15 protein-coding genes are annotated in these 15,137 nt (G+C 67.6%); 10 read left to right on the forward strand and 5 right to left on the reverse strand.

Features of this window, described 5'->3' with window-relative positions:
• Positions 1–41 precede the first annotated feature (41 nt).
• The 4 genes from AB0M15_RS37010 to AB0M15_RS37025 are packed head-to-tail and all read left to right on the forward strand — an operon-like array spanning position 42 to position 3,797.
• Positions 42–1,139, forward strand: a complete 1,098-nt coding sequence (locus tag AB0M15_RS37010) for a ThiF family adenylyltransferase (RefSeq protein ID WP_363830006.1) — start codon at positions 42–44, stop codon at positions 1,137–1,139.
• Positions 1,136–2,407 carry a PqqD family protein gene (locus tag AB0M15_RS37015; protein ID WP_363830009.1) on the forward strand — a complete coding sequence of 424 codons (1,272 nt, stop codon included), beginning with the start codon at positions 1,136–1,138 and terminating at the stop codon, positions 2,405–2,407. The genes AB0M15_RS37010 and AB0M15_RS37015 overlap by 4 nt, the downstream gene beginning before the upstream one ends.
• Entirely contained in the window at positions 2,404–2,997 is a 594-nt protein-coding gene (locus AB0M15_RS37020; RefSeq protein WP_363830011.1) for a DUF3105 domain-containing protein, read from the forward strand. The genes AB0M15_RS37015 and AB0M15_RS37020 overlap by 4 nt, the downstream gene beginning before the upstream one ends.
• 41 nt (positions 2,998–3,038) lie before the next feature.
• Positions 3,039–3,797, forward strand: coding sequence for a helix-turn-helix transcriptional regulator (locus AB0M15_RS37025; RefSeq protein ID WP_363830015.1), 759 nt, complete (start codon positions 3,039–3,041; stop codon positions 3,795–3,797).
• Positions 3,798–4,039: 242 nt separating this feature from the next.
• On the opposite strand, the gene AB0M15_RS37030 is transcribed toward AB0M15_RS37025, so the two are convergent.
• Together AB0M15_RS37030 and AB0M15_RS37035 are read right to left on the reverse strand one after the other, a co-directional pair.
• Positions 4,040–4,801 (reverse strand): alpha/beta fold hydrolase, encoded by a 762-nt coding sequence (locus AB0M15_RS37030; RefSeq protein ID WP_363830018.1) that lies wholly within the window; start codon positions 4,799–4,801, stop codon positions 4,040–4,042.
• Positions 4,801–5,937: a serine hydrolase domain-containing protein gene (locus tag AB0M15_RS37035; RefSeq protein ID WP_363830021.1), complete on the reverse strand. Its 1,137-nt coding sequence runs from the start codon at positions 5,935–5,937 to the stop codon at positions 4,801–4,803. The genes AB0M15_RS37030 and AB0M15_RS37035 overlap by 1 nt, the downstream gene beginning before the upstream one ends.
• Positions 5,938–6,012: 75 nt before the next feature.
• Here AB0M15_RS37035 and AB0M15_RS37040 point away from each other — a divergent pair, with 75 nt between their 5' ends.
• A complete protein-coding gene (locus tag AB0M15_RS37040) occupies positions 6,013–6,765 on the forward strand; it encodes a sulfite exporter TauE/SafE family protein (protein ID WP_363830024.1) in 753 nt (250 codons plus the stop codon).
• Positions 6,766–6,767: 2 nt separating this feature from the next.
• Here the strand turns inward: AB0M15_RS37040 and AB0M15_RS37045 are convergent, their stop codons facing one another.
• From AB0M15_RS37045 to AB0M15_RS37055, 3 genes are read right to left on the reverse strand one after another with little or no spacing between them, the layout of a single operon-like run.
• Positions 6,768–7,769 carry a YdcF family protein gene (locus AB0M15_RS37045; protein ID WP_363830028.1) on the reverse strand — a complete coding sequence of 334 codons (1,002 nt, stop codon included), beginning with the start codon at positions 7,767–7,769 and terminating at the stop codon, positions 6,768–6,770.
• Between the two features lie 54 nt (positions 7,770–7,823).
• Positions 7,824–8,801 carry a hypothetical protein gene (locus tag AB0M15_RS37050; protein WP_363830031.1) on the reverse strand — a complete coding sequence of 326 codons (978 nt, stop codon included), beginning with the start codon at positions 8,799–8,801 and terminating at the stop codon, positions 7,824–7,826.
• A 15-nt stretch (positions 8,802–8,816) separates the two neighbouring features.
• Positions 8,817–9,623: an inositol monophosphatase family protein gene (locus tag AB0M15_RS37055; RefSeq protein WP_363830035.1), complete on the reverse strand. Its 807-nt coding sequence runs from the start codon at positions 9,621–9,623 to the stop codon at positions 8,817–8,819.
• A 64-nt stretch (positions 9,624–9,687) separates the two neighbouring features.
• Here AB0M15_RS37055 and AB0M15_RS37060 point away from each other — a divergent pair, with 64 nt between their 5' ends.
• From AB0M15_RS37060 to AB0M15_RS37080, 5 genes are all read left to right on the forward strand, one after another.
• A complete protein-coding gene (locus AB0M15_RS37060; protein ID WP_363830038.1) occupies positions 9,688–10,920 on the forward strand; it encodes a D-arabinono-1,4-lactone oxidase in 1,233 nt (410 codons plus the stop codon).
• Between the two features lie 93 nt (positions 10,921–11,013).
• The gene (locus AB0M15_RS37065) at positions 11,014–12,036 is read left to right on the forward strand and encodes a LacI family DNA-binding transcriptional regulator (protein WP_363830041.1); all 1,023 of its coding nucleotides are present in this window, start codon (positions 11,014–11,016) and stop codon (positions 12,034–12,036) included.
• 79 nt (positions 12,037–12,115) lie between these two features.
• Positions 12,116–13,426 carry an extracellular solute-binding protein gene (locus AB0M15_RS37070; RefSeq protein ID WP_363830044.1) on the forward strand — a complete coding sequence of 437 codons (1,311 nt, stop codon included), beginning with the start codon at positions 12,116–12,118 and terminating at the stop codon, positions 13,424–13,426.
• Positions 13,423–14,298 (forward strand): sugar ABC transporter permease, encoded by an 876-nt coding sequence (locus AB0M15_RS37075; protein WP_363830048.1) that lies wholly within the window; start codon positions 13,423–13,425, stop codon positions 14,296–14,298. The genes AB0M15_RS37070 and AB0M15_RS37075 overlap by 4 nt, the downstream gene beginning before the upstream one ends.
• A complete protein-coding gene (locus AB0M15_RS37080; RefSeq protein ID WP_363830051.1) occupies positions 14,295–15,128 on the forward strand; it encodes a carbohydrate ABC transporter permease in 834 nt (277 codons plus the stop codon). The genes AB0M15_RS37075 and AB0M15_RS37080 overlap by 4 nt, the downstream gene beginning before the upstream one ends.
• Positions 15,129–15,137 lie beyond the last annotated feature (9 nt).

Below are 15,137 nucleotides of genomic sequence, written 5' to 3' on the forward strand. Positions count from 1 at the left end.
GGGCGGATCTCTTCGGGCGGATCTCTTCACGGGAGGTAGCGATGTTGCGACCACGGATCAAGGGCATCCACAAACCCGTCCGGCTGACGCCGACGCTGATCAACATCGGCGGCCGGCAGCTGGGCATCGGCGCCGAGATCGACGACCCTGACGGCGATCGCTGGCTACTGCTCGGCCTGATGGACGGCACCCGGACCAGGGACGAGATCGTCGACGCGCTGGTCGCCGAGCGCCCGGAGCTGTGCCCGGTCGAGATCCGTGACTCGATCCAGGGCCTGATCGACGCCGGGTACGTCGAGGACGCCGTCGGACCCGCCCCGGCCAACCTCAGCCCCGCCGAGATCGACCGCTACGACCGGGCGACGACGTACTACTCCTGGGTCGACCTGACCCCACGCCCCAGCCGGTACGACGTCCAGTCGCGCCTCAAGGCCAGCAGCGTCGTGGTGCTCGGCTTGGGTGGTACCGGCTCGGCAGTGGCTTCGTCGCTCGTGGCGGCCGGCGTCGGCACCGTGCACTGCGTCGACTTCGACACCGTCGAAGAGGGCAACCTCACCCGCCAGCTTCTCTACACCGAGGACGACCTCGGCAAGCCCAAGGTCCCGGTAGCAGTCGAGCGACTCAGCCGGATGAACCGGCATGCCGTCGTCACCGGTGAGGAGAAGCAGGTCTTCGACACCGAGGACGTGGCCGAGCTGATGCACGACCGCGACCTCCTGATCCTCTGCGCCGACCAGCCACAGAAGCTGATCCGGCAGTGGACCAACGAGGCAGCCCTGCGCACCGGCACCCCGTGGATGCTGGCCCAGTACGCCGGTCCGATGGCGGTCATCGGACTCTTCATCCCCGGCCAGACCTGCTGCCAGGAGTGTCTGGTCAGCATGACCGACTTCATCCGGCAGCAGTACGGCCAGGAGCCCGAGGACCTGTTCCCCTTCGACGGCCACGCCGTGATAGCGCCGACCGCGAACCTCACCGGGCACATGGCGGCGATGGACGCGGTCTACCACCTGGGCGGGATCCCCACCAGCACGGCCGGCCGGATGTTCCACCTGAGCCTCACCGACCTGACCTATCACTACGTCGTCACGCCGGCGACCGGGGAGAAGTGCGAGACCTGCGGCTGGATCGGTCGATGACGATCGCCGCCCTGGACGCGACCAGCCGTCCGAGTGTGGCGCATCTGCTGGTGCGCCAGGAGGACGAGGACGAGTTCGTGCTCGGCAACCCGGCCACCGGCCGGTTCGTCGTCGTACCCGAGGCAGGCGCGCGGTTGATCGAGCTGCTGGTCGCCGGGCACACCGTCGCCGAGGTGGCCGACGTGCTCGAACAGGAGCTCGGCGAGCCCGTCGACGTGCTGGACTTCGTCGAGATGCTCGTCGAAGCCGGCCTCCTCGACGAACGCGAGGCCGCGGGGGAGGCTGCGGCCCCGCGCGTCGAGGAGGCCGGGCCGGATCAAGAGCCGGGCAAGAAGGTCAAGTACTGGGTGGTCTCGAAGATCCCGCCGTGGGTGGTCAAACCGCTGTTCGGCAAGGCCGCCTGGACGTTCTACGTCGGCTGCCTGGTCGCGACGCTGGTGATGTTCGCCGTCGACCACTCGCTGCTGCCCAGCTACGAGGACGCGTTCGTCGTCACCGACATCATGCTCAGCCTGGTCATCACCAACGTGGTCGTGATCGGGCTGGCCGTCGTACACGAGATCTGGCACGCCTTCGCCGGTGCTGCGGCCGGGGTCAAGTCGCAGCTCAGGCTCGAACGGCGAGGCATCTTCACCGTGCTGGAGACCGATCTGACCGGGCTGTGGGCGTTGCCGCCGGCCAAGCGGTACAGCCCGTTCCTGGCCGGGATGGGGTTCGACTCGTTCGTGCTGTTCGCCGCCGTCGCGCCGCGGTTCGCCTACTCGCGCGGCTGGCTGGACCTGAACCCGCATGTGGTCCGGTTCCTCGCGATGCTCGTGCTCAGCCAGGTCGGCAAGCTCGCCTTCCAGACGATGGCGTACCTCCGTACCGACATGTATCTGGTGATGGCGACCGCGACCGGTTGCAAGAACCTGCACCAGGTCACCCGGCTCAGCCTCAAGCGGCTGATCCGCAAGCTCACCCCGGTCGAGCAGACGATTCTGCGCGACGCGGACGCCAAGGATCTCCGGGTCGCCCGGTGGTACCGGCTGCTCTATCTGGCCGGCATCGTCTGGATGGGCTGGTTCGCCTGGAACTTCATCCTGCCGGCCGCCAAGGTGACCATCGGCTGGGCCGCCGGGGTGATGGTCGGCGCGCCGATCCTCAGCTTCTACTGGTGGGAGGGGATCGGCCTGGTCAGCTTCGCCTTCGTGAACCTGACCGCCCCACTGTTCGTTGCCCTCCGCAACCGTATCCGCGCCCGCCGGGCTTTGGCGGTGGCCGCATGAAGACGGCGCGCAGATGGGGGCTGCTGGTCAGCGTGATCGTCACCGGTCTGAGTGTGCTGACCATGTCCGGCCTCGCGTTCGGCGTCCTGCTCGGCTCCTTCACCGACAAGCCGGCGCTGTCCTGCGACCAGGTCCCCGGCACGCCGCAGCCGTTCGAGGGCAAACGCCACATCCCGTACGACGGTGCGCCCCACGACCCGTACCGCTCGATGCCGCCGACGTCCGGGCCGCACTCGCCTCGCGTCGTACCGCCGGGCATCTACCGCAAGCCGGTGGCGGAGGAGTTGCAGGTACACGTTCTCGAGCACGGACATGTGTTGCTGCAGTACGCGCCCGACGTACCGGCCGACGTGGTGGACGACCTCGAGCGGATCGGCCGGAAGTACCCGCGCGACGTGGTGGTGGCGCCGTACCCGAAGCTCGGTCACGGCATCGCGCTCAGCGGCTGGCAGCGCTCGGAACGGCTCGACGCGCTGAACGAGGCGGCGATCGTCGACTTCGTCACCAAGGTGCCCGGGCGCTACAACCACCAATGGCGCGACGGTGCGACGGACTGTCTGCCACCGCATCCGCCCGATGGTGAGAACTGACTGTTCGTGTTCGTGTTCAGGGTTAGTCACGGGGGACGTAGATGGGCCGCGAGGAGCTGGATTTTCCTGGCCGGCAAGGCGTACTGGACGCCTCGCTGCGCCTGCAGGTGGTGCGTGCCGCGCGTTGCGACGAGTGGGCGGCGGGGCGGACGGCGCAGGCCGAGGTGTACCTGTTCGGCCGGGATCTGCTGAGTCTGCGCGACTGGCTGCGGGCCGAGTGCGGTGGGGCGGAGGAGCTGATCGCGGTCACGTCGATCCGGGACCAGACGGTGGAGACGTTCGCGCCGAGCCATCGCGCGAACCGTGAGCTGGTCCGGCGCGGTGTGCGGATGACGAGCTTCTTCGACAACAGCGGTGGGTCGTCGGCGGTCACCGACTTCATCATCGCCGCCGGCGAGGACATGCCGTACCACGTCGCCTGCGGCCCGATCCAGATGAAGCTGTTCGACGGCGAACGGGTGCTCGTCGAGGGCCCGGTCACCGGCGAAGGCGAACGCAGCCTGATGGTGATGACCGGTGCGGAGGCGGTCAACGCGGCCCGCCAGTACCTGAAAGCTGTCCGCCAGACCGCCGTCCGGGCCCGCGAACTCCGCGACCGCGCCGTCGAACTGACTCCGCGCCAGCACCTGATCGCGGCCCAGCTGAGCGTCGGCTGCACCGACGGCGAGATCGCCGAGCTCCTGACGATCAGCGTCCGCACCGTCCGCTACGAGGTATCCCGCCTGCTCGACGAACTACAGGTGAAAACCAGATTCGCCGCAGGCGTCCGCTACGCCCGCATGCGAACACCCGGCACCTAGCCGGCTACTACCTGCGGCCCTGCTTGGTCGGGGGGACGATCGAGCTGTCGGAGGCGTTCGACTTCGGGGTCTTGGGTTGCTTGGGTTTGCGGACTTCGCGTCCGCCCTTGTTCTTCGCCATGAGGTGCTCCCGGGTGAGGGTGTCGCGTGGGCTGCCTGAGCTCTACCGAGCCTGGTGCGCCGCGGAACTCCTGGTCCCCGGTGGTTACCCCGACCGTACACCGATAACAGACGGCGAGCTGCTACAGCCAGCGACGTAGTACGGCGGCGAAAGCCTCGGGTGCTTCGATCCATGGATAGTGCGCCGCGCCCGCGATCACCTCGCGACGAGCATCGGGCAGAGCAGCGAGCAGGCTGTCGGTGACCGTGGGCGGCCGCAGATCCAGTTCGCCGTGCACGATCAGGACCGGCAGGCCGATCGTCCGGCACGCGGCCTCCCGGTCGGTCCAGGTGCGGAGGTCCGCGGTCAGTTCGGCGGCGCACGCGTGGTTCGGCTCGAAGCGCGGAGTGATGAGCCGGCGGGCCTGCTCGAGCGCCGTCGCCCGGTCGGCGAACCCGGTGGAGAGCTGTGCGAGCCATGGGTCGTCGTAGTGCTCGCGCTCGAGGATCTCCTCGACACGCTCGCGGTACGACGCCGGCGTACCGTCCAGTCCGACTCCGGAGACGTAGGCGAGGTGTTCGACCCGATCCGGGTGGGCGAGACAGTACTGAAGGGCCAGCCCGGCTCCCCAGGAGTGGCCGATCAGGATGATCCGTTCGTGCCCGGTGCTCCGGCGGACGACTTCCAGATCGGCGACGAAACGATCGACCGTGTACGGACCGCGACGCTCGGACCGGCCCGCGCCCCGCTGGTCCCACTGATGGACGGTGGCCAGGTCGGCGATCATCGCGGCGAGCCCGTCCAGTACGTCCCACCAGCCCGGACCGCCGTGCACGAGCACCACCGGCGGCCCCTCGCCGGAGACCTTGGTCCACAGCCGGCAGCCGTCGTCGGCGCGAATCATCAGTCGGTCAGGGCGGAGTAGACGGCGGCCCGCAACTCGCGGCGGATCGGGTAGCTGAGCGACGGGCGGAGCTGGGTCAGGAAGATGACGATCAGCTCGTCGGCCGGGCTGACGAAGAACGTGGTCGATGCGGCGCCACCCCAGAAGTACTCGCCCGGAGTACCGATCGTCTGGGCGACGGTCGGATCCAGCAGTACGCCGAAGCCGAGGCCGAACCCTTGACCTTTGCGACTGGTCTCGCCGCCAGTGTCCGCCATCGCGGACAGATCCTGCCCGCCGGGCAGGTGGTTGGCGGTCATGAAGCGGACCGTGCGCGGCCCCAGGATGCGTACTCCGTCCAGCGTGCCACCGTTCGCGAGCATCCGGGCGAACCTGAAGTAGTCACCCGCCGTCGAGACCAGTCCGGCGATCCCGGACAGGAAGGACGGCTGCCGGGTGTAGCCGCTGGTCAACGGGTCGTCGGCGAGCAGGTAGCCGCCGTCGGCACGCGTGTAGCCCGCAGCGAACCGATCGACCGACCCGGCGGGTACGGAGAATCCGGTGTCGACCATCCCGAGCGGCTCGAAGATCCGCTCCCGCAGGTACTGATCGAGCGGCAGCCCGCTGAACACCTCGCACAGCAGCCCGACCAGGTCGGTCGAGATCCCGTAGATCCAGCGGGCGCCGGGATCTGCCTCCAGCGGCAGCCCGGCCAGCAGCCGTGGGAGCTCGGCCAGCGTGCCGGCCGGCGGACTGGGATAGGAGGAACCGAGCCCGGAGGTGTGCATCAGCAGATCCCGCACCGTCATCGGCCGTTTCGGGGCCCGGACCGCGTCCCCGCCCGCGGCCACCTGCAGGTCGGTGAGCTCCGGCAGGTACGCCGCTACCGGATCATCCAGCTGGAACAGCCCTTCCTCGTAGAGCATCATCAAGGCGACGCTCACGACCGGCTTGGTCATCGAGTAGATCCGGAAGATGGTGTCCAGCTCCATCGGCCGGTCCCGTTCGGCGTCGCGCCGCCCGACCGCCTGAAAGTGCACCACCTGATCCCGCCGCGCGATCAGACTGACGACTCCCGGGTAGCGGCCGCTGTCGACGTACCGGCCGATCAGTCGCTCGACCCGGCCAAGCCCTTCCGGTGAAACATCGACATCCATGCGCCACCCCTGTAGTAGGAATTTCAGAAGCAAGGATATCTGTTGTGTTTGCTACACGGCAATAAGCTCTCCCCTATGTCCGAGCACCTGGCCGTCATCGCCGCAGGCCTCGGCGCCGGCCTCCTCACCTCAACCGTCGGTGTTGCCTCACTGGTGAGCTTCCCGGTACTGATTGCCCTCGGCATCCCACCGGTGGTCGCCAACGTGTCGAACACCCTGGGGCTGATTCCTGGTGGGCTCGGCGGTTCGCTCGGCTATCGACGGGAGTTGCGCGAGCAACCTCGGGTGGGTCGGCTCGTCGTCGTGGCGTGTGCGATCGGATCCGTCGGCGGTGCCGTGTTGCTGCTGGCGCTGCCACCGGGCGTCTTCGAGTCGATCGTGCCGTGGCTGATCCTGTTCACCTGCCTGCTCGTCGGCGCCCAGCCCTGGATCTCCCGCTGGCTGCGTTCCCGCTCCGCCGCGGAGCACCAGCCCCGCACCGCGATGTCGCCCGCGACCTTCGTCTTCGCCGCGCTCACCGGCGTCTACGGCGGGTACTTCGGTGCCGGCGCCGGCGTGATGATGATGGCCGTCCTGAGCCTCGGCCTCGACCTGGACCTGCGCATCGTCAACGCCCTGAAAACCCTGGCCCTGCTGGCCGCGAACCTGGTCGCCGGCCTGATCTTCGTCCTCGTCGCCGACATCGACTACACCGTCGCAGGCCTACTGGCCATCGGCTCGATCGTCGGCGGCTACACCGGCACCCACCTCGGCCGCCTCCTCCCACCCACCCTGCTCCGCGCCCTCATCGTCGCCGCCGGCATCACCGCCGCCGTCACCATGCTCTGAGCTCAGAAGACCAGTTTCGCCAGCCCGCTGAGCAGGATCAGGCCGAGGATGAGGCCGTTGATCCATTTGTGGTCGAGGAGGACGGCGGCGAACTCGCGGATGGTGGCGCTGGGCCAGAAGTAGGCGGCGGTGGGGGAGCCCAGCACCTGGCCGTTGACCTTTGCCTTGCGGGCGGTGAAGGCGGCGCGCAGGGCGTGGTAGTTGTTGGTGACGATCAGGCACCGGTACTTCGGGTTGAGGCCGGCCATGATCGTGCGGCTGAAGGTCAGGTTCTCGAAGGTCGACGTCGACCGGTCCTCGAGCAGGATCTGGTCGGCCGGTACGCCGTGATCGACCAGGTACGTCGCCATCGCATGCGACTCCGGAACGTCCTCACCCGGACCCTGGCCGCCCGAGGTGATCAGCAGCGGCGAGCGGCCCTTGGCGCGGGCCCGGGTCCAGGTGAGCTGTGCCCGGTCGAGACGGCTCGCCAGCAACGGTGGTACCCGGCTGCCGCGCAGCCCCGAGCCGAGGACGACGATGAAGTCGACCTTGCGGGAGCCCCGGATCCTCGCGTACACGAACGAGTACGCCAGGAAGCAGACGAACAGGAACGAGATGTAGGTCAGCGCGAGCAGCAGGGTGGCTTGGAGCACATCAACCTTCGGCGACGACCACTGCGTCACGATCAGGTTGAACACGACGAACCCGATGATGCCCAGCCCGGCCGCCAGCGAGAGCAGGTTGGCCGGCCGATGCCCCTCCCGCTTCCACATCGTCACCCCGTTGACGGTGAGGAAGATCGCCAGCACGAAGATGATCACCGGTATCGCCACCAGCACCGCGACGACGAGCAGCCGCGCGGCGGTGTCCGACACCGCGTCGAGCGCGAACACCGTCCCGATCCCCGCGAAGCCGATGGTCAGCACGAGATAGATGCCGTTACGCAGCACCCGCCGATCCCGGATCCAGGTGACCACGAACAGCAGGAACCAGACCCCGGCGACGCCGAAAGAGATGATCATCAGTTGGACATCAAATCATCCGCCCTGGCGCCGGCCGGGGATTTGGAGCCGGTGTCAGGCGAGGTTGGTGAGCGTGGAGATCGTTGCTTTGTGCAAGTTCTTGATGACGTTCAGGGTCTTGGGGTCACCGGCGTACAGGTGGGAGCCGGACTCGAAGACCAGGTAGGCGCGGCCGCCGTACTCGGTGATGCCCTCGGACATGCTCGGGGCGCGGAAGCACTTCAGCTTGGCCTTGTCCAGGTCGGGCTGGCCGCGGCGGACGACGTACAGGTTGCTGCGGTTGGTCCGGCCGTACGAGGTGCTGAAGATGAAGTGGCTGCCGGTGACGAGCAGGCCCTGGGTCTTGGTCGGCACCTCCCACGCCTTGTTGATCGTGGTCAGCGAGCCGTTGCTGTTGATCTTGTACTGGTACATCTTGTCGCGGCCCTTGTCGTTGAACTTGCCCGACCAGATGTAGCCGCCGTAGCTGGTCAGGAACGACGCGCCGTAGACCTTGCGCTCCGCGCCGACCGCCTTGACGTACGGCGTGCCGGCCGCCTTCATCGCGGTCTTCAGCGTGGACAGCTTGTACTTGCGGATGCCGTTGGTGCTGCCCTGTACGAAGGCCCAGCCGTTGCTGGTGGTGATCCCGCCGCCGTGGGTGGCGGCGATCGCGACGACGCCGACCGTCTTGTTGGTGGCCGGATCGATCCCGATGATCTGCGAGTTCGCGCCCGAGCGGTAGGCCGTGACGAGCAGCAGGTCCTTCGTGCCGTCCCAGTTCCACCAGGTGCCGATGCCCTGCGGCGTGTAGGTGCTCAGGTTCGGCACAGCGGCGCTGGCCGTGAACCGGTCGTTGTACATCTTCGACGCGGACGGCCCGTCGTAGAAGTCCCTGCCGCCGAGCGCGGTGCTGCAGCTGATCGCCGCGGTGACGCTGGCGGTCTGGGTCGCGGCCTGTGAGCTGTCAGCTCCGTTGAGGGCGACCGTGACGGCGGTTCCGCCGGCCAGTACTGCGGCCAGGCCGAGGGCGGTGAACTTGGTGAAACGCAAGATGGTTCCTCTCGATTACTTCTGGACAGCGGCCAGGAAGTGTTTCAGACCAGCCGGGTCAAGGTCCGGGGTGTAGGCGGCGTAGTGCGGCTGGTTCCATCCAGACGCGCCGAACGGGAGATAGGTTCCGCCGGCCTGCTGGACGAGGAGCTGGCCGGCGCAGATGTCCCAGGCGTTGACCGAGAAGCCGACTGACGCGTCGACCCAACCTGCCGCCACGTGGGCGAGGCTCAGCGCCGCGCTGCCCGGGCGGCGCAACGTTCCGTACGCCGAGACGAGTTCACCGAAAGCCGCCAACCCCGCTGGGCCGTCCTCGGCCACGTTGCGGGCGCTGGGGTAGCTCGTGAGGATGAGCGCCTCGGCCTCCTCACGAGCACCGGACGAGCGGAGGATGTTGCCGTTCAGCCAGGCGCCGGACAGGTCGGTGGTGAACAGGTTGCCCGCCATCGGGTCGAGGATCGCGCCGGCCACGATCCGGCCGTCGAGGACCGCGCCGATCGACGTACAGAAGAAGGCGAGCCCGCGGGCGAAGTTCGCCGTACCGTCGATCGGGTCGACGTACCAGGTGATCTCGCCGGAGCCCTCGTGGGCGCCGTCCTCCTCGCCGACGATGGTGCTGTCGGGGAAGCGTTTGGTGAGCAGCTCCGAGATCGCCACCTCGGCCTGGCGGTCGTGCACGGTCACCGGGTCGTGCTTGTCGCGCTTGAACTCGACGTCCATCCCGCCGCGGAAAGCGGTCCGTAGGTCATCGGCGACCAGCCGCGCGGCCTCGGCGGCGGTGGCGGACAGCTCCTGGGACAAGGCGATGACTTCAGAGGGCATGCGCATCAACCTATCCGAGCCGGTATGGAAGGCTGCTGACAGACGAGCGAAGGGCGTGAGGCGCATGACGAAGAACTGGGCGGGCAACATCACCTTCTCGGCGGAGGTCCGCTCGCCGCGGACCATGGCGGAGATGCAGGAGCTGGTACGGCTGTCCGATCACGTCCGCGTGCTGGGCAGCGGGCATTCGTTCAACCGGATCGCGGACACCACCGGCACGCTGATCTCGGTCGCTGCCCTGCCCCGGATCGCATCGCTCGACCGGACGGACGACACCGTTACGATCGCGGCCGGCCTGCGGTACGGCGAGGTGACGGCGTACCTCCAAGACGAGGGCCGGGCGCTGCACAACCTCGGCTCCCTGCCGCACATCTCCGTTGCGGGCGCGTGCTCCACCGGTACGCACGGTTCCGGCGACACCAACCGCCCTCTCGCGGCCGCCGTCACCAGCACGACCTTCATCGCCGCCGACGGCGAACTCGTCACCCTCACCCGCGACGACCCCGACTTCCTCGGCTCGATCATCTCGCTCGGCGCCCTCGGGGTGACCGTCGAGCTGGAGCTCGAGACGCAACCGACGTACGAGATCAGCCAGGTCGTGTACGACGGCCTGCCGGTCGCCCGCCTCGGTACGGACTTCGAGGAGATCTTCTCGAGCGCCTACAGCGTGAGCGCCTTCACCGACTGGGTCGACCCGGACGTGATGGTGTGGCGCAAGATGCTCGCCGATACGCCGTACGAACCGACCTGGCTCGGCGCCCGGCTCGCCGACGGAGCCCGCCACCCGATCAAGGCGATGCCCGCCGACTTCGCCACCCAGCAAGGCGGCCTGGCCGGCCCGTGGAACGAACGGCTCCCGCACTTCCGCCTCGAATTCACCCCCAGCAACGGCGAGGAACTCCAGTCCGAGTACTTCGTACCGCGAGCAGCCGCTCCGCAAGCCTTCGAGGAACTGAAGGCACTGGGCCAGCTGATGGCCCCCGTCATACAGATCTCCGAGATCCGTACGATTGCAGCCGACAACCTCTGGCTCAGCCCAAGCCAAGGCCGCGACACTGTCGCCCTCCACTTCACCTGGATCCAGGACGAAACAGCCGTCCGCCCGGTAGTGGCCGCCCTCGAAGAAGCCCTGCTCCCACTCGGCGCCCGCCCCCACTGGGGCAAGGTCTTCGCCGCCGACGCCGCCACCCTCCGCGTCTGCTACCCCAAGGTCCCCGACTTCATCGCCCTCGCCGCGAAGTACGACCCCGACGGCAAGTTCCGCAACGACTACCTGAACACCTGTCTCCCCGCCTGAACCCTGACCTGTTGACGGCCGGGAGGTCCTGACCTACCTTTTGTCGAAACGCTTCGTCGAAGCGTTTCGACAGATCGATGACCGGGAGCGGCGATGGCGACGATGACGGATGTCGCCCGGCGGGCCGGGGTGTCGGTCAGCACAGTGTCCTATGTGTTGACCGGGACCAGGCCGATCTCGGAGGCGACCCGCGAGAAGGTGCTGGCGGCGATGGCCGAGCTGGGTTATCAGCCGAACGCGATGGCCCGCGGGCTGGCCAGCCGGCGGAGCAACATCGTCGGGCTGTTGCTCCCGCTCACCGGGCGTGGGCTGGGGGCCACCGAGACGGCGTTCGTCACGGGGGCGACCGAGGCGGCACGGGAGGCCGGCTACCACCTGATGCTGTGTTCCGTCGGCAGCGACGACGCGGACGAGCTGCAGTCCCTCGCGACCCAGCGGCTGCTCGACGGCTTCCTGGTGATGGAAGTCCAGCTGGAGGACCGGCGGGTCGAGCTGCTTCGCAAGCTGGAGTCGTCGTTCGTGCTGATCGGCCGGACGCAGGACACCACCGGGCTCGCCTGCGTGGACATCGACTTCGAGCAGACCGTCGACGACGCGGTCGCCCACCTGGTCGGGCTCGGCCACCGGACGATTGCCTATGTCAACCATTCGGAAGCCAGCCTGGCCCGTGGGTACGGACCGGCGAAGAGAACCGCCGCGGCGTTCGAGGCGGCGCTGGCCCGGCACGGGATCACTGGCGTGATGGTGCCGAGTGAGGACACCGCCACCGGGGGCAGGCGGGCGATCGGTACCGCCCGTGAGCTGTGCCCGCGGCTGACTGGTGTCCTGGTGATGAACGAGAACGCGGCGCTCGGGATCCTGGCCGAGCTGCGCGAGGCGGCACTCGACGTGCCCTGGGACGTGTCGGTGGTGTCGATGGTGACGTCGGCGGCCGTCGCCGATCTGGCCAGCCCTGCTCTGACCGCGATGACGTCGCCTGGCGCGGCGGTCGGCGCGGCCGCGACCCGGGTCCTGCTCCGGCGTCTCGCCGAGGGTGACACATCGACGTACCAGGAGTTGTTGCCTTGTGTGCTGGAGGTCCGGGGGACCACCGCCGAATCCAGACGAAACAAGTAGTGAGTGTCCGTCGCCGCGCTGCAACGCGACGACGGACTGAGGAACCACCGGACAGACACCCGTTCAAAGGAGTACACCCATGCGGTCTCCCCGCACCATGATCTCAGTGGGGGCGGCGATCGTCTCGCTCGCCCTCGTCCTGGCCGGCTGCAGCAGCGGCGACGACAGCGCGAGCGGCAGCGATACCGGCACCCTCAAGCTGTGGCACTACGAGAGCGCGAACGGCGCGATGGGCAAGGCCTGGGACAAGGCCATCGAGGTGTTCAAGACCGAGCACCCCGGCGTCACGGTGGAGTTCGAGCGCAAGGCGTTCGAGCAGATCCAGCAGAACGCGTCGATGATCCTCGCCTCCGACCAGGCGCCCGACCTGATGGAGTACAACAAGGGCAACGCCACCGCCGGCCTGCTCAGCTCCAAGGGTCTGCTCACCGACCTGAGCGACGAGGCCACCACCCGCGGCTGGGACAAGGCGCTCAGCCCGAGCCTGCAGACCACCGCCCGGTACGACGAGAAGGGCGTGATGGGTTCGGGCAAGTGGTACGGCATCCCGAACTACGGCGAGTACGTGATGGTCTACTACAACAAGGCCCTCTTCAAGCAGTACGGCGTCGCCGTGCCGAAGACGCTCGACGAGCTGACCGCCGCGATGGACACCTTCGTCGCCAAGAAGGTCACGCCGCTGGGGATGGCGGGCGCGGAGTACCCGGCCGGTCAGCTGTACTACGAACTCGCACTCTCCAAGGCCGACCGCTCGTTCGTCGACAACTACCAGCTGTACAAGGGCAGCGTCGACTTCAAGGCCGACCCGCTCAAGTACGGCGCCGACACCTTCCGCGACTGGGTCCAGAAGGGCTACATCTCCAAGCAGTCGGCCAGCCTCAAGGCCGAGGACATGGGGACGGCATTCATCGCGGGCAAGACGCCGATGATCGTCAGCGGCTCGTGGTGGTACGGCCGGTTCGCGAGCGAGATCAAGAAGTTCGAGTGGGGCACCTTCCTGTTCCCCGGCAACAAGCTCAACGCGGGCTCGTCCGGCAACCTGTGGGTCGTCCCCGAGCAGTCGAAGAACAAGAAGCTCGCCTACGACTTCATCGACATCACCATGCGGCCGGAGATCCAGACCATCATGGCCAACAACGGCGGCGTCCCGGTGAAGGCCGACCTGTCGCAGGTGACGGACCCGAAGAACAAGGAGCTGATCGCGAACTTCGATGCGATCACCAAGTCCGACGGCCTCGCCTTCTACCCGGACTGGCCGGTCCCCGGGTACTACGACGTGCTGGTGGCCGGCGGCCAGTCGCTGATCAACGGCTCCAAGAACCCTGACCAGGTGCTCGCCGACCTCGGCAAGGCCTACGACCAGGGTGTGCAAGAAATCAAGAACGGATGACCAGGGGCAAGGCAGGTTACTGGTGGTACCTGCTGCCCGGGGCCGTCGCCTTCACCGCCGTCGTCGCGGTCCCGTTCGGCGCCAACCTGTACCTGTCACTGACGAAGTGGTCGGGGATCGGCGATCCGCGCTGGATCGGCCTGGACAACTACGACCGGCTGCTGCACGACGACGTCTTCTGGACGTCGTTCCGCAACACCGCGGCGATGGTGATCGCGATGGTGGTGGTCCCGACGCTGATCGGACTGGTGCTGTCGGCAACCTTGTTCGACGTGATCGGCCGCCGGTTCGGGCAGAAGACGGCATCCTTCCTGCGGGCCACCTTCTACCTGCCGCAGGTACTGCCGGTCGTCGTGGCCGGCATCCTGTGGGGCTGGCTGCTGCGGCCCGACGGCGCCGTCAACGCCGTCGGGAAAGCGATCGGCCTGGGTGAGCACGACTGGTTGGGCGATCCGAAGACGGCGTTGCCGATGGTGATGCTGGTGATGATCTGGGTTCAGATCGGCTACCCGGTGGTGATCTTCATGGCCGCGCTGCAGCGGGTCGATCCCGATCTGTACGAGGCTGCGGAGATCGACGGGGCCGGCTGGTTCCGCCGGTTCCAGGCGATCACGTTGCCGCAGATCCGGCCGGAGACTTTCGTGGTCACGCTGACCTGCACGATTGCCGCGCTGAAGGTGTTCGGCCCGATCTGGGCGCTCACCCGTGGTGGCCCGAACAATGCGACCACGGTGCCTTCGTACTTCGCCTACAACGCCTTCTTCAACAAACTGCAGGTCGGGTACGGCGCCGCCGTGGCGACTGCGCTGACCTTGGTGATCGTTGCCGTCAGCATTGGATTCCTGAAGGTCCAAGGCAGGACCGAGTCATGATCAGGTACAAGCAGGGTGCGGCGCGCTGGGTGGTACTCGCTCTGGTCGTGCTCACCGCGGCGCTGGTGCTCGTGCCGTTCGCGGTGATGGTGATGAACGCCTTCAAGTCGCCCGCCGACTACTCGGGCAACGGGCCGCTGGCCTGGCCGGAGTCGTTCCAGCTGCACGGGTTGAAGACGTATTGGCAGCAGGTCCACTTCGAGGGCAAGCTGCTCAACTCGATCATCATCTCCGGTTCGGTCGCGGTGCTCGGCGTCGTACTGTCGCTGCTGAACGCCTACGCGCTCGGCGTCGGCCGGGTCCGCGGCCGGCTGTGGATCGTCGCGCTCTTCCTGCTGGCGAACATGATCCCGCAGGAGGCGCTGGTCTACCCGCTGTACTCGATGGCGAAGACGCTCGGCCTCTACAACAGCCGGCTCAGCGTGATCATCATCTTCACCGTGATCCAGAGCGCCTTCGGGACGTACCTGCTGGCGTCCGTGCTCGGCACCTTCCCGAAGGCCTTGCTGGAGGCTGCCGCGCTGGACGGCGCCGGCCGCTGGACCACCTTGTGGCGGGTGGTCGTACCGACGGTACGGCCGACGCTGTCGGTGTTGCTGATCTTCTTCTTCATCTGGACCTGGAACGAGTTCTTCATCCCACTGGTGATGCTGATCGACAACAGCACCCAGACCGTGCCGCTCGCCCTCGCCTCACTGCAGGGCGACCGGCTGATGGACGCCACCACCACGAACGCCGGGGCACTGATCAGCCTGCTCCCGACGGTCGTGTTCTTCCTGATCTTCCAGCGCACCCTGACCCGCGGCGTGACCGTCGGCGCGGTCAAGTAGAGAGGCACT

It is taken from the genome of Kribbella sp. NPDC051718, from assembly GCF_040681515.1.
In the GTDB taxonomy this organism is placed as follows: Bacteria; Actinomycetota; Actinomycetes; order Propionibacteriales; family Kribbellaceae; genus Kribbella.